Consider the following 19,003-nt stretch of genomic DNA (forward strand, 5'->3'; position numbering starts at 1 on the left):
GCTCACGGGCTCAGCCGAAGATGACCCGGATCTCCTTGTACTGGTCCAGCGGCACGGTCTTGAGCTCGCCGAGCGCCTCGTCGAAGGTGATGCGCGCGATCTCGGTGCCGTGCAGGGCGACCATCTGCCCCCAGCCCTTCTCGGCGACGAGGTCGGCGGTCGCCATGCCCATGCGTGTCGCCAGCACCCGGTCATAGGCCGACGGCACCCCGCCGCGTTGGATGTGACCGAGGATGGTGGCCCGGGTCTCGATGCCGGTCCGCTCCTCGATGAGCGGCGCGAGCACCTCGGCCACGCCGCCGAGCCGGGGTCGGTTGAAGCCGTCGAGACCCTTGGTCGAGTGGGCCTCCTTCATCTCCGGGAGTGTGAACCCCTCGGCGACGACGACCATCGGCGACCGGCCACGCGACTTGACGCTGGTGACCCAGGCACAGATCTGGTCGAGGCTCTCGGGGTTCTCCGGGATGAGGATCACGTGCGCGCCGCCCGCGATCCCCGAGTGCAGGGCGATCCAGCCGGCGTGGCGGCCCATCACCTCGAGCACCATGCACCGCTTGTGCGAGTTGCCGGTGGTGCGGAGCCGGTCGATGGCCTCGGTCGCGATCTCCACCGCGGTGTTGAAGCCGAAGGTGTAATCGGTCGCCGCGATGTCGTTGTCGATGGTCTTGGGAACCCCGACGATGTTGATGCCGTCGTCGAACAGTCTCTTCGACGCCGCGGCGGTGCCCTCGCCGCCGATCGCGATCACGCCGTCGATCTCGAGGTTCTTCAGCACCTTCTTGATGTTCTCGGGTCCGCCGTCGGGCTCGGAGTAGGGACCGAACCGGCTCGTGCCCAGGATGGTGCCGCCCTGGTTGGACAGGCCGCGGACCGTCGACCGATTCAGTTCGACGATGTCGCCGTAGACGAGTCCGGCCCAGCCGTCCCGGAAGCCGACGAACTCGTGGCCGTAGACGGTCTCACCTTTGAGCACTGCGCCGCGGATCACCGCGTTCAGTCCGGGGCAGTCTCCCCCGGACGTCAGAATGCCGAACCTCTTGGCCATCTGGTGAGACCACCCTCCCTGTCGTCATCGGTCGAACCTGCCCGAACATCCCCAATCTAGTGCCCCGGCGAGCCGGGCGCTGGCCGCGAAATCACTTGATGCCGTTCTCGTAGGCGAACACGACAGCCTGGGCTCGATCCCGGAGCCGGAGTTTGTTCAGCAGGCTGCTCACGTGCGTCTTGACCGTCTGCTCGGTGACGAACAGGTCGGCACCGATCTCGGCGTTGGACTTGCCGTCGGCCACCAGATCCAGCACCTCGCGTTCTCGGGGGGTCAGGGTGTCGAGTTTGTCGTCCCGCGACGGCCGGCGGCGGTTGGCGGTGACCTCGGTGATGAGTCGCCGGGTGATCGACGGTGCCAGCAAGGCCTCGCCTGCGGCCACGACGCGTACCGCGCGCACCAGCTCGTCGGCGGGTGCGTCCTTGAGCAGGAAGCCCGAGGCGCCGATTCGCAGGGCCTCGTAGACGTAGTCGTCGATGTCGAAGGTCGTGAGCATCAGCACACGAGTGGGCGGCTCGGCGGATGACGCGAGGATCTGTTCGGCCGCCCACAGCCCGTCCTTGCGCGGCATGCGCACATCCATCAGGACGACATCGGGGCGCACCCGGCGACACACCTCGACGGCTTCGACCCCGTCGGCGGCGTCGCCGAGGACCGAGAGATCGGGTTGCGCGGCGAGCAGAGCCGAAAAGCCCTGACGCACCATGGCCTGGTCATCTGCGATGACTACGGTGATCGGCACGCCGTCACGCTACCGTCGTCGCGGCTGCGGCTCACCGGTACCCGAGGAGGTCACGATCGGCTCGGGCACGACGACCTCACGTCGCGGCGCCGCCGGGATTCGAGCGCGGACGGCGAAGCCCCCGGTCGGTGTGGGCGCGGCGACCAGCGAACCACCCACCGCCTGAGCGCGATCGATCATCCCGGGGATGCCCACGCCGCTCCCCCCGATCTGCAACGGATCGGCGGTCGCGACCGTGTTGACCACGGCGACGTCGACGAGGTCGCCGTCACCGCGCGTCACCTCGACGTCCACGCGCCCACCGGGGGCGTGCCGGGTGGCATTGGCCAGCGACTCCTGCACGATCCGATAGATCACCAGCGCAGCCGATTCGCCGACGTCACCGGCGTCGACGTCCAGCTCCAGCACGACCTCGGCGCCGGCGCGGCGTGTCTCGGCGACCAGCGAATCGAGTTCGGCCAGGCCGGGATTGGGCGCCGCCGAAGCCGCCGCATCCTCGACGCGGAGGACCCCGAGCAACTGCCGGACCTCATCGAGGGACGTCCGGGCCGCATCGGCGATCGCGTCGAATTCCGCTGCAGCCGAAGGACTCACATCCGGCAGGCGATATCTCGCGGTCTGTGACATCACCACCACCATCGACATCCGGTGAGCGACCACGTCGTGCAGGTCGCGGGCGATGCGCGCCCGCTCCTGGAGCACGGCCGCCTCGGCTTCGGCGGCCTCGGTCTGCTCGGTGCGAACCGCCAGCTGTCGGCGCGAGGCCATCAGGCCCCGCAACAACGCGACCACCACCGCGAGCACGGATATCCCGAAGACCCACCCGACCCGCGCCGTCGGCTGCACGGCGAAGGCGATGACGATCGAGGTCGAGACCCAGACCACCGGAATCCACCGCAGCGGGCACTTGAGGAAGGCCATGAAGGTGAGGACCAGCAGCTCGATGAGGTGGGTCACCTGAATGGTCAGCTCCCACGTGTCCCGTACCGGGACGATGATCCCGATGAGCTGGGCGGAGACCACCGAGATCGCCCACCCCAGCAGCGGGGCCGACCACGCCAGGGCGATCGGCAGAGCCGCGAAGGCCGCGACCACGGGGAGCACGAACACCGGCATGGAGTGCGTGATGGGCAGGGTCGGCCAGGCGACCGAGTACATGACGAGCGCCACGAACAGGAAGAACCAGTTGAGGCGCGAGGAGAAGTAGTGCCGCACCGCGGGGTCCTGGGCAACCGGTGCGGTCGACGCCCATTCCAGTGAGGACGCCCCCACCGCGCGGAGCTTCTTGCGGTATCCGAACATGCCCTCACCCTAGGCCCGCCGACCACTCGCCGACCTCATACTTTCGAGGGAGACGACCCGATACCGGCGTACGGGTCCGGCGTCGTCGAACCGACCTGGGGACGACCGGGGACGGCTCCGGGGAGCGATGTGCCGGTGGGATTCCGACTCATAGCGTCGATGACCATGACCGGATCAGCACACATCCGAAACACCAGGCCGGACAACGGCTTCCCCGACCCGAAGAGTTTCGCCGCACGCCGGCGACGGTCGCGGTGGTGGGCCGCGACCCTCACCCTCGCCGTTCTCCTGACCGGCCAATGGATCTCGACCGCGCACGCCGTCGCCGGCCCTCTCCTCGCGCCGACGAGCACGACGGTCGCGGCACCTCCGAACGATGCCGACAATCCCTACGCGGCCGTGGTCGTCGCCCTGGTGGGACCGCGCCCGGCGACCGCGACGGCGTCCCTCCCGGCGTCCTTCGTCGCGGCGCAGGGGTACGTTCCCCAGGTCGTCGACGGATACCCGGTCGATCCGGACGGGGACTGCTCGTCGCCAGTCCCGTTGCCGCAACACTTCACGTCCCTGTGCCGCACCCATGACTTCGGTTATGACCTGTTGCGGGCGGCACAGCATGACGGCGCCCCGCTCGGAGCGTGGGCCCGGATCGCCCTCGACCGCATGCTGATCGACCGGATGTACGCGTCCTGCCGGACGCCTGCGTGCACGACAGCCGCGCACGGCGCCCGGATCGGGCTGGCGTGGAACACGTGGCGTCAGTACGGCGGTCCCCCCACCCGGGGCGAGACGCTGCCGGCACTGGTGTACACGAGCTTCGAGCGTGCCCTGGTCGACCCGGACGAGTACGAGGCGAGACAGCGATGACGTCGCACCGATACCCGCGGCGGTTGCGCGACAGCACATTCGGGTCGTGGCCGCACCCGGCCGTCAGTGTCGCGGTGATGCTCGGCTACCTCGCCGCGCTCTACCCGGGCACCCTGCCACGCGATCCGACGACCACCGCGGTCCTGACCACTGTGTTCAGCGCGCTGGGGGCGTGCACCGGGATGGTCCTCGCACGGCGCAGCAAGCGCAGGCCGGATGACCAGGCGCGGCGCATCGTGTTCGGCTCTTGCCTGGTGATCCTCGGATGCGCGGTCGGCATGGCGGTCTGGTGGCAGAACCTCATCCGGTCCGCGGTCGACGTCGCACCCGCGGGTGTGGGGTGGTTCGCCGCGGCGACACTGCCGGCCGCCGTGGTCGTGGTGGCGATCGTGGCTGTCCCGCGGACCGCCGCGGTGGTCGCCGCCGGAGGCCTCGCACTCACGGCCGGACTGCTGGCACCCGCCGATGCCGGCGCCGACGAACAGCGGTTGCCGGTCTCGTCGTCCGCGCAGCAGGACCCGGAAACGCTACTGCGGGGCGAGCTGCGGATCGGTGAGTTCGACGCGGCCGCAGCCGATCTCACGCACAGGTGGACCGCGTCGGGAGGACTCTCGGCGCGTGCGGTCGTGGTTGCGGTGCCGACCGGGTCGGGCTGGGTCGATTCCGCGGCCGTCGACGGATTCGACAGTCGTTTCGCCGGCGACGTCCGGATCCTCGCCCTCCCCTACGACCGGGTTCCGTCGTGGCAGGCCTTCGTGTCCGACCGGTCCGGATCCGCGGAGTCGGCGATCGCCATGGTGTCGGCGCTGGCGACCGTGCTCGACGGTGTCCCCGCGCACGAACGTCCGCGAGTGATTCTCTACGGGCAGAGCCTCGGAGCCGTGGGTGCCGACGCCGCGCGGGTGTGGCTGGAGAACGAGCACCCGTCGTTGATGGCCGAGACCGTGCTGGTCGCCCCGCCGGCGGGAACCGTCACCCCGATCTCCCGCACCCCGCGAACGGTTCTCGCCAATTCCAGCGATCCCGTGGTGCGCTGGTCGCTCACCGAACTGTGGCGTCCGCACCGAGCGACCGACGACACCCATGTCCGTGGTCCGCGGGTGCCCGACGCGCCGTGGTTGCCCGTGATCAGCTTCGTACAGACCAGCGTCGACCTGCTCGGCGCGCTCGACGGGGCGGCCGGCGTCGGTCATCGGTATGGATCGGAGCAGGCCGGACCGCCACACCCGTTGCGGAACTGAGGCTCCGCCGCGCCGGCGCGGCTCGAGGGTCCGTCAGACGATCGGGCCGCGAGCCGCTTCGTAGGAGGCGCCGACGCGGTACAGCCGGTCGTCGGCGAGGGCGGGGGCCATGATCTGCAACCCGACCGGCATCCCGTCGTCGACCGACAGCCCCGACGGCACCGACATCGACCCGATGCCGGCAAGATTCACCGGCAGCGTGCACAGGTCGAACAGGTACATCGCGAGCGGATCGTCGACCTTCTCCCCGATCGGGAACGCGGTGGTCGGGGTGGTCGGCGAGATCAGCACGTCGACCTTCTCGAAGGCGGTGGCGAAGTCGCGCGAGATCAGGGTGCGGACCTTCTGCGCCTGCCCGTAGTAGGCGTCGTAGTAGCCCGACGACAACGCATAGGTGCCGATCATGATGCGGCGCTTGACCTCCGGCCCGAAGCCCTGTTCGCGGGACAGCGCCATGACCTCGTCGGCCGAATGCGAGCCGTCGTCGCCGACGCGCAATCCGTAGCGCATCGCGTCGAAGCGCGCCAGGTTCGACGACACCTCCGACGGGAGGATCAGGTAGTAGGCGCCGAGCGCGTAGGTGAAGTGCGGGCAGCTGACCTCGACCACCTCGGCGCCGCGCTCCTCGAGGAGCTTGACCGCCTGGTGGAACGAGTCGAGCACGCCCGACTGGTAGCCCTCGCCCTGCAGTTCGGTGACCACACCGATCCGGACGCCCGTCAGATCCCGCTCGGCGCCCTCGCGGGCAGCCGAGACCACGTCGGGCACCGGCACGTCGATCGAGGTGGAGTCACGCGGATCGTGCCCGGCGATGATCTCGTGCAGCATCGCGGTGTCCAGGACGGTGCGGCCACACGGTCCGCCCTGGTCCAGGGACGAGGCGCATGCCACGAGTCCGTACCGCGAGACCGTGCCGTAGGTGGGTTTGACCCCGACGGTCGCGGTGACGGCGGCCGGCTGGCGGATCGAACCACCGGTGTCGGTGCCGATCGCCAGGGGCGCCTCGTACGACGCGAGCGCCGCTGCGCTGCCGCCGCCCGAGCCACCCGGGATCTTGGTGGGGTCCCACGGGTTCCGGGTCAGCTGATACGCCGAGTTCTCGGTCGAGCTGCCCATGGCGAACTCGTCCATGTTGGTCTTGCCCAGGATCGGGATACCCGCGGCACGAAGGCGTTCGGTGACCGTGGCGTCGTATGGCGGCACCCAGCCCTCGAGAATCCTGGAGCCGCACGTCGTGGGGGCGTCGACCGTGGTGAAGACGTCCTTGAGTGCGATGGGCACGCCCGCGAGAGCCGACGGGGTCTCACCGGCGGCGATCGCGTCGTCGGCAGCCTTGGCGGCAACCAGCGCTTCGGCCCCGCTCACGTGCAGGAACGCGCCGAGTTGGTCGTCGATCTCGGCGATCCGATCGAGGTGAGCCTGGGTGACCTCCACCGAGCTGACCTCGCGCGCACCGATCTTGGTGGCGAGTTCGGCGGCGGACAGTCCGGTCAGGTCACCCGCGGGACGCGGCGCTGCGGCGCTGGAATCGGGACTCACTGCTCTTCTCCCAGGATCTGCGGGACGGCGAACCGGTCCTGTTCGACCGCGGGCGCACCGGACAGCGCGGCGTCGGTCGTCAGGCCGGGAACGACGACGTCGGGACGCAGCACGTTCGCGAGCTCGGCCGGGTGGGCCGTGCCGGGCACATCGTCGGCAGCCACCTCCGACACCGACGCGACGTGGGTCAGGATCGAGTCCAGCTGCTCGGCGTAGACATCGAGTTCGTCCTCGCTCAGTGCCAGTCGCGACAGTCGCGCCAGATGCGCGACCTCGTCCCGCGATATGGACTTCGGTTCGCCAGCCACTGCAGCGTCCTTCCTCACATCACTGTTCGTGTCGTCCTCTGTGCCGCCCTCATCGCGTCGTGGACACGGTTCGCGCAACGTCTCCAGACTATGGGAACCCGCGACGCGGACTCACCCCAGCCACCCGTTGGGCCGCGGGCGCTGCGCGCACCACGCGCGCGGGTGCGAGAATGTCGCACGTGTCCTACCTGTTGCGGGTCTATCTCGAAGACCGGCCGGGCAGCCTCGGCGTGCTCGCCGTGCAGCTCGGCTCGGTCGGTGCAGACATCCTGTCCCTCGAGGTCGTCGAGCGCGGCAACGGCTACGCCGTGGACGATCTCGTCGTCGAGGTGGCGCCCGGCGCCCTGCCCGACAGCCTGATCACCGCGGCCGAGAAGGTCAACGGTGTCCGCGTCGACTCGATCCGGCCCTACTCCGGCGTCCTGGACACCCACCGCGAACTCGAGCTGGTCGACCAGGTGGCCACCGCCGGTCGTGACCGGCTGCAGGTCCTCGTGGACAACGCACCTCGGGTGCTACGCGTCTCGTGGGCGATGGTGATCACCCCCGCCAGCGGCGGCGTGCTGCAACTCTTCGGCTCATCTGGAGCCCCGGAGACCCCGTTGACCAGGGCCGACTGGCTTCCTCTGGAGAGAGCCACCGAGCTCGACGCCGAGGGTGACTGGGTTCCGGGTGCTTGGCAGGACATGGACACCCGCCTCGCCGCGGCGCCGCTGGGCTCGGAGTCGAAGGCGATTCTCCTCGGACGTATCGGCGGACCGGACTTCCGGCCGTCCGAGGTCGCGCGGCTCGGTTACCTCGCGGGGATCGTCAGCACCGTGTTGCGCACCGAGAGCTGAGAGCCGGCCACATCGGGCCGTCCCGCGGGCATCATGGACTGATGACGTCCATCACTCTGGTTCAGGGCGACATCACGACGCAGTCGGTCGACGCGATCGTCAACGCCGCCAATTCCACGTTGCTCGGCGGTGGTGGGGTCGACGGCGCGATCCACCGGCGCGGCGGCCCGGCGATTCTCGCCGAGTGTCGGGAGCTCCGCGCGGGTCCCTACCGCCGCGGTCTGCCGGTCGGCGAGGCGGTGGCCACCACCGCGGGCGACATGGATGCGCGCTGGGTCATCCACACCGTCGGTCCGGTTCACTCCTACGACGAGGACCGCTCCGACCTCCTCGTCTCCTGCTACCGCGAATCAGTACGTGTCGCAACCGAACTGGGCGCCACCACGATCGCCTTCCCGGCGATCTCGACCGGCGTGTACGGCTGGCCGATGGACGACGGGGCCCGCAGGGCGGTCGAGACGGTGCGCGCCACGGTGCCGGACACGTCGATCGAAGAGGTCCGGTTCGTCCTGTTCGATCAGCGCGCCTACCGCGCGTTCGAGTCCGCGTTGGGCTGAACGATCACTCCGCTTCGCCGGTCTCCAGCAGCCGCTTGAAGGCGTCCTCGTCGAGCACCGGCACGCCGAGCTGTTCGGCCTTGTCGGCCTTGGTCCCCGGCGAATCCCCCACCACCACGTAGTCGGTCTTCTTCGACACCGAACCCGACGCCTTGCCACCGCGCTGCAGGATCGCCTCCTTGGCCCCGTCACGGGAGAAGTCCACCAGCGAGCCCGTCACCACGATCGTCTTGCCCTCCAGCGTTCGGACGATCGACTCATCCCGTTCGTCCTCCATGGAAACGCCTGCAGCCCGCCACTTCTCGACGATGTCCCGGTGCCAGTCGACGGTGAACCAGTCATGGATGGACTGGGCCAGGGTCATCCCCAGCCCTTCGACCGCGGCGAGTCGCTCGATGTCGGCGGCCTCGATCGCCTCGAGCGAACCGAACTCGGTGGCCAGGGCGCGGGCGGCGGTGGGCCCGACGTGGCGGATGGACAGCCCGACCAGCACGCGCCACAGCGCCACGTCCTTGGCCTTGTCGAGGTTCGCCAGCAGGCGCTTGCCGTTGGCCGACAGCGCACCCGCCTTGGTGGTGAACAGGTCGGTGCGGACCAGATCGTCGGCGGTCAGCGAGAACAGGTCGCCCTCGTTGGTGAGGACCCCCGCCGACAGCAGGGCCGACGCAGCCTCGTAGCCGAGCGCCTCGATGTCGAAGGAACCGCGGCCGGCGAGATGAAAGAGCCGCTCGCGCAACTGAGCCGGGCAACTCTCCTGATTCGGGCAGCGAAGGTCGGCGTCGCTCTCCTTCTCCGGCCGCAGCGGTGTGCCGCATGCCGGGCATTTCTCCGGCATCTCGAACTCGACTTCGCTGCCGTCACGGAGGTCGACGACGGGTCCGAGGACCTCGGGAATCACGTCGCCCGCCTTGCGGATGGTCACGGTGTCGCCGATCAGCACGCCCTTGCGCTTGACCTCCGATCCGTTGTGCAAGGTCGCACGGGACACCGTCGAACCGGCGACGAGGACCGGCTCGAGGACCGCGAAGGGGGTGACGCGGCCGGTCCGTCCGACGTTGACCTGGATGTCGGAGAGCTTGGTGGTGGCTTCCTCGGGCGGGTACTTGTAGGCAATGGCCCACCGCGGCGCACGCGATGTGGATCCGAGGCGTCGTTGCACGGTGACGTCGTCGGCTTTGACCACGATGCCGTCGATCTCGTGCTCGACGTCGTGACGGTGTTCGCCCCAGTAGGTGATCTTGTCGATGATCTCGTCGGCACCGGACACCTTGGTGGTGTGCGTCGACACCGGCAGACCCCAGGCGCCGAGCGCCAGGTAGGCATCGTGCAGGGACTCCGGCCGCCACCCCTCGGTATGCCCGATGCCGTGGCAGATCATCCGCAGCCTCCTGCGGGCGGTGATCTGCGGGTTCTTCTGGCGCAGCGAGCCGGCGGCCGAGTTGCGGGGGTTCGCGAAGGGCGCCTTGCCCTCCGCCACGAGGGAGGCGTTCAGCGCCTCGAAGTCCTCCACCCGGAAGAAGACCTCGCCGCGCACCTCGAGGACCTCGGGAATCGGGTACTCCGCGGACTCGGCCAGGCGCATCGGGATGTCGTCGATCGTGCGTGCGTTCAGCGACACGTCCTCACCGGTGCGGCCGTCGCCGCGGGTGACGCCCCGTTCCAGGACCCCGTTCCGGTACACCAGCGCGAGGGCCACCCCGTCGATCTTCAGTTCACAGAGGAAGTTCACCCGGGTGCCGGCGTCGGCGACCACGCGGTCGACCCAGGTGCGCATCTCGTCGTGGTCGAAGACGTTGTCCAGCGACATCATTCGCTCGAGATGGTCCGCCGGGGAGAATGCGGTGGAGAATCCACCACCGACGAGCTTGGTGGGTGAGTCCGCGGTCGCGAGTTCCGGATGCGCTTCCTCGAGTGCCTGCAGACGCCGAAGGAGGAGATCGAACTCGCCGTCGGTGATGACCGGCGCGTCCTTCACGTAGTAGCGGAACTGGTGCTCGCGGATCTCCTCGGCGAGAGCTGTCCACTCCTCGCGAAGGTCTCCCTCCGGCCCCGACTGCTCGGTGACCGGCTGACCCGACTCCGTTGTATCTGCCACGTTCCGAGGGTATCGGAGCAGTCGGACAGACCCAGCTCGTCAACCGATGTCTCGTTCGCGCGGTACTGCTTCCCTCCCGCTGATGAGATCCGATCAGCGGGACGGAGACGGGACCGCGGGAGTTTCCGCGCCGACGATCACAACGGACCGAGCTTGGCCACCGACCGTTTGGGTGCGATCTGGCGGTAGCTGGCGTCGAGGAGTTCGCCGACCTCGTCCCAGTCTGTGTCGTCGTCGAGGATCAGACCCACCCAGCCTGCGGGGCCGAGATAGGCGGGTAGGAAGAACCGCGGATCGTCCAGCAGGGCGGGCCGTTCGGAGTCGTCGGCGAGGACCAGGATCGACTGGTCGTGGCGAACCTTGCTGCCCTTGACTCCACCGCCGTAATTGCCGAACATCTTGCCGCAGCGGAAGGTCGGCCGACCATGCGCGACGACCTCGGTGGCGTCGGGTAGCGCGAGCGCGATCTCGCGGATCCGGCCCAGATACGGGTCCGCGTCGTCGAACATGATCGGGTGCGGCATACCGACGAGGATAGGTCCGGCGCGTCGAACCCGCAGTGTTTTCTACAGCGCCGAGGGATCGCCGGCCAACAGCTGACCGGCTTCGGCGGTGATCGCCAGCGCCGACTTGGCCCAGCTTGCCGAGGCACCGGCGAGACCACAGGTCGGCGTCACGATGACATTGTCCGCCAACACTTTCCGGTTCAGTCCGATGCGGTCGGTCAGCGCGGCTAGTTCGGTGGCCACGCGTTCGGCGGCCAGCGGGCGGTCGGGCGCGGTCGAGGGCACGCGTCCGGCGACGAGCACGCCGCCGCGATCGACGAGGGCGCCGATGCCGTCGAGATCGGTCGCCGACGGCTTGGTGACATCGATCGAATACGCGACGCCGGGGAGGTGCTCGAGCAGGTCCCATCGTGGTCGGCCGCAATCGTGCAGGATCACCGGCGCACCGACGTGGTCGACGAGTTCGGTGAGTGCTCGCGCCACCTCGACCACCGGTACCGCCCGGATGGGGTCGAAGCGCGTCAGCGGCTTCACCGCGCCGTCGATGACCTGGCCGATCATCGGCTCGTCGAGCTGGACCACCACGCGCGCACCGAGCCGGCGTTCCACCTCGGCGACATGCTCACGCACACCCTCGGCCGTCGACTCGACGATGTCGCGGACCGCACCATGGTCCTTGAGGACTCGCTGCCCATTGGCCAGCTCGACCGACGCCGACGTGGTGAACGGACCGGCGACCTGCACCTTGAACGGGCGACCGGTGCCGACGAATCCCGCGGTCTCCCAGAGTTCCTCGACGACATCGAGGTCCTCGGCGAGGAGATCTGCAGCCCGCCGGGCCAACCGGGAATGGCGTTGCGCGAGGCGGTATCCCCACGTCGCGGTGTCCATCGGCAGGTCGACGAGGATGGCTGCCATCCGGCCGATCAGATCCGAGCCGATGCCACGTCCGGGGAGTTCGACGAGGTGCGTGAAGTCGAGCTCACCGTTGACCACCTCGGCGGCGGCACGCGCGTCGGTTCCGGGCATCGAACCCACGCCGGTGCCCACGCCGGTGGGCAGCCCCGATCCGGTCACGGAGACGGTACGACCGTCGGCTGCGACGAGGTGGTGGCGATGCGCCCGCACCCGACGACCTGGTCGCCGCGTCGGGCATCGGGCAGATACAGCACCGCGGCCTGACCGCGGGCGACGCCGGTGAGCGGCTCCTGCAGCGCGATCTCGATTCCGGGCTCGCCGTCGACCATGGTCGCGGTCGCCCGCACGGGCGCGAGTCCGCCGTGGGCCCGGACCTGCACCATGGCGTCGAAGGGTTCGTCGGGGGTGACCCCCGACGTCCAGACCGCGCGGGTGGCGGTGATCCCCCAGACCTGGAGATCGGCGGCCGTCCCGACCGTCACCGTCCCGGAGTCCGGATCGATCTCGGTGACATAGCGCGGCTTCCCGTCGGCGGCCGGTGCCTCGACCCCGAGGCCCTTGCGCTGACCGATGGTGAAGCCGTGGACACCGTCGTGCTCGGCGAGACGCTCACCCGACGACGCGTCGACAATCGCTCCCGGCCGGACGCCGATGCGGGCACCGAGGAACGCGCGGGTGTCACCGCTGGGGATGAAGCAGATGTCATGGGAATCCGGCTTGTCCGCGACGGCCAGACCGCGCCGGGCCGCCTCGGCCCGGATGTCAGTCTTCGGAGTGTCGCCGATCGGGAACATCGCCCGCGACAACTGGTCACGCGTCAGGACGGCGAGCACATAGGACTGGTCCTTGTCGGCATCGACCGCGCGCCGCAACTCCCCGTCGACGAGCTGGGCGTAGTGGCCCGTGGCCAGCGCGTCGAAACCCAGGGCGACCGCCTTGTCGGCGAGGGCGGCGAACTTGATCTTCTCGTTGCACGTCAGGCAGGGGTTCGGCGTGCGTCCGGCCGCGTAGGCCTCGACGAATTCGTCGATGACGTCGTCTTTGAACCGATCGGCGAAATCCCAGACATAAAACGGGATTCCGAGGACGTCGGCCGCCCGGCGGGCGTCGGACGCATCCTCCCGCGAGCAGCAACCGCGCGAGCCCGTGCGCAACGCACCCGGCGCCGTGGACAGTGCCAGGTGAACTCCGACCACCTCGTGGCCGGCCTCGACCGCTCGTGCCGCGGCGACCGCCGAGTCGACGCCGCCACTCATCGCCGCCAGTACTCGCATCAGGAGATCCTTCCGCCGGGGACGGACACCAGACCCGCGGCCCGCGCCCGGTCGACGACCTCGTCGATGACCGCGGCGACCGCATCGATGTCGGCGTCGGTGGTGGTGTGGCCGAGGGAGAAACGCAACGACGATCGGGCATCGGCCATGTCGAGCCCCATCGCCAGCAGCACATGGCTGGCCTGAGCGACGCCGGCGGTACAGGCCGATCCGGTCGAGCACTCGACACCCTTGGCGTCGAGGAGCATCAGCAGCGAGTCACCCTCGCACCCGGCGAACGACACGTGCACGTTGCCGGGAAGACGACCGGCGCCATCGGCACCGTTGAGCACCGCCCCGTCGACGCCGAGCAGTACGTCGGTCAACCGGGTCCGCAGCGCTCGGACGTGCGCGGTGGTCGCATCCAGGTTCTCGACGCACCACGAGAGAGCGGCAGCCATGCCGGACACGCCGGCGACGTCCTGGGTTCCCGACCGCACGTCACGTTCGTGCCCGCCACCGTGCAGCAGCGGAACGCATCCGACGTCGCGACCGAGGAGCAGGGCACCGACGCCCTGCGGGCCGCCGAACTTGTGGGCGGTCAGGCTGAGTGCGGACAGGCCGCTCGCGGCGAAATCGACCGGCAGGTGGCCGACCGCCTGGATCGCGTCGGAGTGCACCGGGACCCCGAACTCGGACCCCAGCGCGGCGATCTCGGTGATCGGCTGGATCGTGCCGACCTCGTTGTTGGCCCACATGATCGAGATGAGGGCGGTCTCGTCGGCGTGCGCCTCGAGCTCGGCGCGCAGGTCGGCCGGCGAGACCACACCGTCGGCGTCGACGGGCAGCAGCACGAGTTCGGCGTCGCCCTCGTCGGCGAGCCATTGCGCGGGGTCGAGAACCGCGTGGTGTTCGACGGCGGAGGTGATGATCCGGCGACGGCGCGGGTCGGCGTTCCGGCGGGACCAGAAGATCCCCTTGATCGCCAGATTGTCGGACTCGGTCCCGCCCCCGGTGAACACGACCTCGGAGGGCCGGGCGCCGACGGCCGCGGCAATGGCCTCGCGCGCCTCCTCCAGCCGGCGTCGCGCGGTGCGGCCGGACCCGTGCAATGACGAGGCGTTACCCGGCTGGGCGAAGACGGCGGTCATCGCCTCGACGGCTTCGGGCAGCATCTGCGTCGAAGCGGCGTGGTCGAGGTAGACAGGCGCCTTCACGGGCGGTCGGCTTGGCACGGGCATCGCTAGCAAGGATAAACGCGCGTCGGTCGCCGACAAATTCCACGATCGGGTCGCCGATCGGCGACCCGACCCCTCACCGACCCGACTCCTGCCGCTTGTCAGCGAGCGCGGGCGCCGAAATCGCGCGTATCGACGGATCGACCCGTCGTCCTCAGACCCGCTCGAGGTAGAAGTACAGGTGACGACCGTCGATGACGCCGCCCTTGCCGTTCATGATCCCCATCACCGTGGTGTCGTCGACGCGCTTGAAGTGATCGATGACCGGCTGGCCGTCGTAGACCATCGACGCGGTGATCTCGCCGCGGAACTCGATCGCCCACAGGCTCGCCTCGCCCTTGCCCAACTTCGTGTTGGAGTAGAGGTCGCCGTTCTCGTCACGGCACACCAGCGGCTGTACGTCGCTGCGCGAGGTGAAGGTCTTGCCGAACCAGTTTGCCTTGGCGAGCATGCCGTTGATGGCGTGCCCGGTCGTGAACTCCCCGCCCTTCCAGGCGCCGAGCATCTCCTCGGGTCGCAGCGTCGACAGTCCGGCCCAGACGGTGTCGAGATCGGCGTCGTCAACCCGGCCGTCGACATCTCGGAGTTCGAAGAACCTGGTGCGCGCGGCTTCTCGGGTTTGGGTGGACGTCATCGTCGCCTCCTGGAGGTACGCGGTTGATCGTCCGCAGAGCTACGGACGGCTACCCGAGAAACCTATATGAGAGAACGGATGATGTCACTTTCGGTGACCGCGCGCGGACCTGCCACGACGCGCTCGCACCGACCTGCCAGTTCGCGGCGATCCCGGCCCGGCTCCTCGGGCGGGTGGATGACCATCGTGACGGCGAGGCCGCGTGCCCGCAGAACCCGCCGCAGGGTGTCGGCCGGGGTGTCCGCGCCGATGAAGCTCGGTGCCGTCGCCGTCGTTCCGTCGGTGCCAACGAAGCGGAGTTTCACCGGCACCACCGGCACGTTCGCATCGATCGCGGCCTGGAAGAAGGCGGGGCGGAACGCGCCGCCGGACCGACCGCAATAGGTGGTGCCCTCGGGGAACACGATCACCGACGAATCGCGGTGCAGCCGCCCGGCGACCTCGCCGACCGTCCCCGGCAGCCCGCGAAGCGTGCCGCGGTCGACGGCGATGACGCCGAACCTGCGCGCGAGAGACGACACCACCGGCATCCCGACGACATCGGATTTGGCGACCACGTGCGCGGGGCTGACCAGTGCGAGAGCGAGGACATCGAGGAACGAGATGTGGTTGGCGACCACCAGACCCGGACGCGCCGGATCGGATCGTCGGTCCTCGACGTCCACGGAGATGCCCAGAGCGGCGAGCAACGCACTCGACGCAGGGGCGCGGAGGGCGCGCGGCGGTCGTCGCCGCAGGCGCGCCACCGACCCGGCCGCCAGGACGGCCCAGAGGATCCACACCACGACCGCGGCGAGACGGCACAGGCGCCACGCGACGATCGTCGCGTCGGAGATCGCGTCGATCCGCCGCGCCGCCGTCACGCCGATGCAGCCTTCGCCGCAGGTGCTGATCGGGAACCACGGGTGGGCGAGCCCACCGGTCGAGCGGACCGTGGAGCACTGGGCGTGACCGCGACGCGGACCAGCCGTGCGCGGAGCGACCGGATCGACCAGCAGCGCGGTCATCGCGCCGCGCCCCCGGGCGCCGGCACCGCGTCCGTACCGGGCGATCCGAGCCGTCTGGCACTCGATCGCAGCCGGTCGAGGTAGCGCTTGTTCGCACCCTCTCGGTCGAGCAGGGTCAGGAAGTCCGCGACGTCGAAGACGTCGTCGACAGCCGGCTCGCCACAGATCCGGGCACCGAGTCGGAGATACCCGCGCATCAGCGGCGGCATCGCGACCGTGTCCGCGGGCACGATGTCGTCGAGCAGGCGTCCGCCGATGCGGGCCGCCGCTAGCGGGTGTGCCCGCCGCCGGAGGTCCTGGTGGTCGTCGCGCAGTCGATCTCGGAGGGCGCGCAACGACGATCCCGGGTGCCACTCCCCCGGACTGTGCAGCGGCACCGACACGCACCCCATCAGGTAACGCAGACCGGCGTCGTCCATGTACTGGAGCAGCGCCGCCCACATGAGCGCGGTCACCGAGCCGTCGCGGTACGCGGAGTGAACACAGGCTCGGCCCAATTCGACCGTGGCGGAGACGATGTCGTTCATCTCGCGGAGATCGAACTCGGTGGCCGAGTACCAGCCGCCGGCGGCGATGGCCCGGGCCGGCGCGAGGAGACGTGCGCAGCCGACGACACCGTCCTCGTCGTGGCGGACGATGAGGTGTTCGCAGAAGGCGTCGAACCGGTCGGCATCGCGTCCGGTGACCGCGTCACCGATGCGGTTGGAGAAGCCGGGCTCGTCGGCGAAAACGCGGTACCGCAACTCCTGCGCGGCGACGATGTCGGCGGGATCGTCGGACACGATGACGCGGATGGGTCCCGTGGTGAGCAGGGTCGTCGGTACGGCCCGCGTGAACCGTGCGCGCGAGACGTGGCTGGTGCGGACTGGCGACTGCATGGCGTTCATGACTCGAATGAAAGCCAGACCGGGCGTCGGCGGGACCACCGCAGTGTGTCGTGTCGGTGCGGGTTCGATGAACTCGGGCCGCCATCGGGTGAACATGCTTCGCGACGGTCACCTGCGGGTGAACGACCCGCGAACGCACGGTGACCCCCGACACGGAGTCGAGGGTCACCGGGTTGTGGAGCTGATCAGCGCACGATCACTTGCGCTTCTTGACCTCTTCGGTCAGCTGCGGCGCGACGTTGAACAGGTCGCCGACGATGCCGTAGTCGGCGATCTCGAAGATCGGGGCCTCTTCGTCCTTGTTGACGGCCACGATCGTCTTCGAGGTCTGCATGCCGGCGCGGTGCTGGATGGCGCCCGAGATGCCCAGTGCGACGTACAGCTGCGGCGACACGGTCTTGCCGGTCTGACCGACCTGGAACTGACCCGGGTAGTAACCGGAGTCGACGGCCGCACGCGAGGCGCCGACCGCGGCACCGAGCACATCGGCGAGTTCCTCGACGACCGAGAACTTCTCGGCACTGCCGACACCGCGGCCACCCGAGACGACGATGGACGCCTCGGTCAGCTCGGGGCGGTCGCCGCCGACATTCGGCTCGACCTTGGTGATCTTGACCGCGCCCTCGCCCTGAGCGGGGACCTCGACGTCGACGCGCTCGCCGGCACCGGCCTGCGGAGCGGCCTCGACGCCACCGGGGCGGATCGAGAAGACCGGCACGTCGCCCTTGGCCTGGGCGTCGACGGTGAAGGCGCCACCGAAGATCGAGTGGATGCCCACGCCGCCTTCCTTGACGTCGACGATGTCGGCGAGGACGCCGGAGCCGAGGCGCACGGCCAAGCGTCCCGCGATCTCCTTGCCGTCGGCGGTCGCCGGGACGAGGATGCCGGCCGGCGAAGCGGTCTCGGCGATCGAGGCGAGGACGTCGACCTGCGGGGTGATGAGGTAGCTGCCCGCGTCGTCGGACTCGGCGACGTAGATCTTCTCGGCGCCGGCCTCCTTGAGGCCGTCGAGGATTCCGTCGGCCGAGCCGGGCTTGCCGACGACGACTGCCGACGGGGTGCCGAGCGCGCGGGCGGCGGTGATGAGCTCGCTGGTGACCTTCTTCAGGGCGCCTTCGGCGTCCTGTTCCACGAGAACGAGTACTTCTGACATGGTGGTTATCTCCTGAATGTCTGGGGGTTCGCCGGTGGTCTGCGTCGAGAAGGTCAGATGATCTTCTGGCCGACCAGGTACTCGGCGACCTTGGTGCCGCCGTCGCCTTCGTCGGTGACGCGCTCGCCCGCGGTCTTCGGCGGCTTCGGGGTGTTCGCCGTCACGACCGAGCCGGCATTCTCCAGGCCCACATCGCTCGCCTCGACGTCGATCTCGGCGAGGGTGAGAACGGTGACTTCCTTCTTCTTCGCGGCCATGATGCCCTTGAAGGACGGGAAGCGCGGCTCGTTGATCTTCTCGTTGACGCTGACGATGGCCGGCAGGCTCGCCTCGACATGGAAGATGCCGTCGTCGGTCTCGCGCTCACCCTTGAGGGTCTCGCCCTCCAGGGTCAGCTTGCGCAGGTGCGTGAGGTGCGGCAGCTCGAGGTACTCGGCGATCATGGCCGGGATGGCGCCGACGCGGCCGTCGGTGGCCTCGTTGCCGGCGATGACCAGCTCGACACCCTCGACCGTGCCGAGTGCCCGCGCGAGGACGTATGCGGTCTGCACCGCGTCCGAGCCGTGCATGAGGTCGTCCTTGATGTGGATCGCCTTGTCCGCACCCATCGACAGTGCCTTGCGGATGGCGTCGGTCGCGCGCTCGGGGCCCGCCGTCAGGATGGTGACCTCACCGCCGTCGGCCTCCTTGATCTTCAGCGCTTCCTCGACGGCGCGCTCGTTGATCTCGTCCAGGACGGCGTCAGCGGCCTCGCGGTCCAGGGTGTAGTCGTCATCGGACAACTTGCGCTCGGACCACGTGTCGGGAACCTGCTTGATCAGTACGACAATGTTTGTCATGGGTCTACGTCGACCTCCTGCATCGGGTTCGGCAAC

At 69.3% G+C, this 19,003-nt stretch carries 19 protein-coding genes; 4 read left to right on the forward strand and 15 right to left on the reverse strand.

Features of this window, described 5'->3' with window-relative positions; all coding sequences use genetic code 11:
• Window positions 1-10: 10 nt before the first annotated feature.
• The 3 genes from ABIC25_RS15525 to ABIC25_RS15535 form a co-directional block, all read right to left on the reverse strand.
• Complete coding sequence (locus tag ABIC25_RS15525; protein WP_064570641.1) at window positions 11-1,045, reverse strand: 6-phosphofructokinase; 1,035 nt, start codon at window positions 1,043-1,045, stop codon at window positions 11-13.
• A gap of 91 nt (window positions 1,046-1,136) precedes the next feature.
• On the reverse strand, window positions 1,137-1,787 hold the full coding sequence (locus ABIC25_RS15530) for a response regulator (protein WP_033203972.1): 651 nt from the start codon (window positions 1,785-1,787) through the stop codon (window positions 1,137-1,139).
• Window positions 1,788-1,796: 9 nt separating this feature from the next.
• Window positions 1,797-3,089: a sensor histidine kinase gene (locus tag ABIC25_RS15535; protein WP_248643062.1), complete on the reverse strand. Its 1,293-nt coding sequence runs from the start codon at window positions 3,087-3,089 to the stop codon at window positions 1,797-1,799.
• A gap of 165 nt (window positions 3,090-3,254) precedes the next feature.
• On the opposite strand from ABIC25_RS15535, the gene ABIC25_RS15540 reads away from it, so the two are divergent.
• Both ABIC25_RS15540 and ABIC25_RS15545 read left to right on the forward strand, forming a co-directional pair.
• Window positions 3,255-3,953 (forward strand): hypothetical protein, encoded by a 699-nt coding sequence (locus tag ABIC25_RS15540; RefSeq protein WP_435529089.1) that lies wholly within the window; start codon window positions 3,255-3,257, stop codon window positions 3,951-3,953.
• Window positions 3,950-5,194 carry an alpha/beta-hydrolase family protein gene (locus ABIC25_RS15545; protein WP_354562149.1) on the forward strand — a complete coding sequence of 415 codons (1,245 nt, stop codon included), beginning with the start codon at window positions 3,950-3,952 and terminating at the stop codon, window positions 5,192-5,194. The genes ABIC25_RS15540 and ABIC25_RS15545 overlap by 4 nt, the downstream gene beginning before the upstream one ends.
• A gap of 33 nt (window positions 5,195-5,227) precedes the next feature.
• Here ABIC25_RS15545 and gatA read toward each other — a convergent pair whose 3' ends face one another.
• Together gatA and gatC are read right to left on the reverse strand one after the other, a co-directional pair.
• Window positions 5,228-6,733 (reverse strand): Asp-tRNA(Asn)/Glu-tRNA(Gln) amidotransferase subunit GatA, encoded by a 1,506-nt coding sequence (gatA, locus tag ABIC25_RS15550; protein WP_101819327.1) that lies wholly within the window; start codon window positions 6,731-6,733, stop codon window positions 5,228-5,230.
• Window positions 6,730-7,041 carry an Asp-tRNA(Asn)/Glu-tRNA(Gln) amidotransferase subunit GatC gene (gene gatC, locus ABIC25_RS15555; protein WP_010841341.1) on the reverse strand — a complete coding sequence of 104 codons (312 nt, stop codon included), beginning with the start codon at window positions 7,039-7,041 and terminating at the stop codon, window positions 6,730-6,732. The genes gatA and gatC overlap by 4 nt, the downstream gene beginning before the upstream one ends.
• Before the next feature lie 170 nt (window positions 7,042-7,211).
• Between gatC and ABIC25_RS15560 the strand changes: the two genes are divergently transcribed.
• Together ABIC25_RS15560 and ABIC25_RS15565 are read left to right on the forward strand one after the other, a co-directional pair.
• Window positions 7,212-7,880 (forward strand): ACT domain-containing protein, encoded by a 669-nt coding sequence (locus ABIC25_RS15560; protein ID WP_248643064.1) that lies wholly within the window; start codon window positions 7,212-7,214, stop codon window positions 7,878-7,880.
• A gap of 41 nt (window positions 7,881-7,921) precedes the next feature.
• Complete coding sequence (locus ABIC25_RS15565) at window positions 7,922-8,437, forward strand: O-acetyl-ADP-ribose deacetylase (RefSeq protein WP_248643065.1); 516 nt, start codon at window positions 7,922-7,924, stop codon at window positions 8,435-8,437.
• Between the two features lie 4 nt (window positions 8,438-8,441).
• On the opposite strand, the gene ligA is transcribed toward ABIC25_RS15565, so the two are convergent.
• The 10 genes from ligA to ABIC25_RS15615 all read right to left on the reverse strand — a co-directional run bounded on the left by ligA (window position 8,442) and on the right by ABIC25_RS15615 (window position 18,967).
• Window positions 8,442-10,532, reverse strand: a complete 2,091-nt coding sequence (ligA, locus tag ABIC25_RS15570) for an NAD-dependent DNA ligase LigA (RefSeq protein WP_248643066.1) — start codon at window positions 10,530-10,532, stop codon at window positions 8,442-8,444.
• Between the two features lie 137 nt (window positions 10,533-10,669).
• On the reverse strand, window positions 10,670-11,056 hold the full coding sequence (locus ABIC25_RS15575) for an MmcQ/YjbR family DNA-binding protein (protein WP_248643067.1): 387 nt from the start codon (window positions 11,054-11,056) through the stop codon (window positions 10,670-10,672).
• 42 nt (window positions 11,057-11,098) lie between these two features.
• Window positions 11,099-12,115: a uroporphyrinogen decarboxylase/cobalamine-independent methonine synthase family protein gene (locus tag ABIC25_RS15580; protein WP_248643068.1), complete on the reverse strand. Its 1,017-nt coding sequence runs from the start codon at window positions 12,113-12,115 to the stop codon at window positions 11,099-11,101.
• Window positions 12,112-13,230 (reverse strand): tRNA 2-thiouridine(34) synthase MnmA, encoded by a 1,119-nt coding sequence (mnmA, locus tag ABIC25_RS15585; RefSeq protein WP_248643069.1) that lies wholly within the window; start codon window positions 13,228-13,230, stop codon window positions 12,112-12,114. The genes ABIC25_RS15580 and mnmA overlap by 4 nt, the downstream gene beginning before the upstream one ends.
• Window positions 13,230-14,450, reverse strand: coding sequence for a cysteine desulfurase family protein (locus ABIC25_RS15590; RefSeq protein WP_248643070.1), 1,221 nt, complete (start codon window positions 14,448-14,450; stop codon window positions 13,230-13,232). Before ABIC25_RS15590 ends, mnmA begins: the two co-directional genes overlap by 1 nt.
• A 151-nt stretch (window positions 14,451-14,601) precedes the next feature.
• Window positions 14,602-15,081, reverse strand: a complete 480-nt coding sequence (locus ABIC25_RS15595; RefSeq protein WP_004019282.1) for a DUF4334 domain-containing protein — start codon at window positions 15,079-15,081, stop codon at window positions 14,602-14,604.
• Between the two features lie 62 nt (window positions 15,082-15,143).
• Window positions 15,144-16,088: a lysophospholipid acyltransferase family protein gene (locus tag ABIC25_RS15600; RefSeq protein ID WP_101819322.1), complete on the reverse strand. Its 945-nt coding sequence runs from the start codon at window positions 16,086-16,088 to the stop codon at window positions 15,144-15,146.
• A complete protein-coding gene (locus tag ABIC25_RS15605) occupies window positions 16,085-17,071 on the reverse strand; it encodes a GNAT family N-acetyltransferase (RefSeq protein ID WP_354562150.1) in 987 nt (328 codons plus the stop codon). Before ABIC25_RS15605 ends, ABIC25_RS15600 begins: the two co-directional genes overlap by 4 nt.
• A gap of 100 nt (window positions 17,072-17,171) precedes the next feature.
• Window positions 17,172-18,128, reverse strand: coding sequence for an electron transfer flavoprotein subunit alpha/FixB family protein (locus tag ABIC25_RS15610; protein WP_004019279.1), 957 nt, complete (start codon window positions 18,126-18,128; stop codon window positions 17,172-17,174).
• Window positions 18,129-18,181: 53 nt separating this feature from the next.
• A complete protein-coding gene (locus ABIC25_RS15615; protein WP_004019278.1) occupies window positions 18,182-18,967 on the reverse strand; it encodes an electron transfer flavoprotein subunit beta/FixA family protein in 786 nt (261 codons plus the stop codon).
• Window positions 18,968-19,003: the final 36 nt, after the last annotated feature.

This window comes from Gordonia sp. PvP123 (assembly GCF_040547295.1).
GTDB classification, from domain to species: Bacteria; Actinomycetota; Actinomycetes; order Mycobacteriales; family Mycobacteriaceae; genus Gordonia; species Gordonia terrae.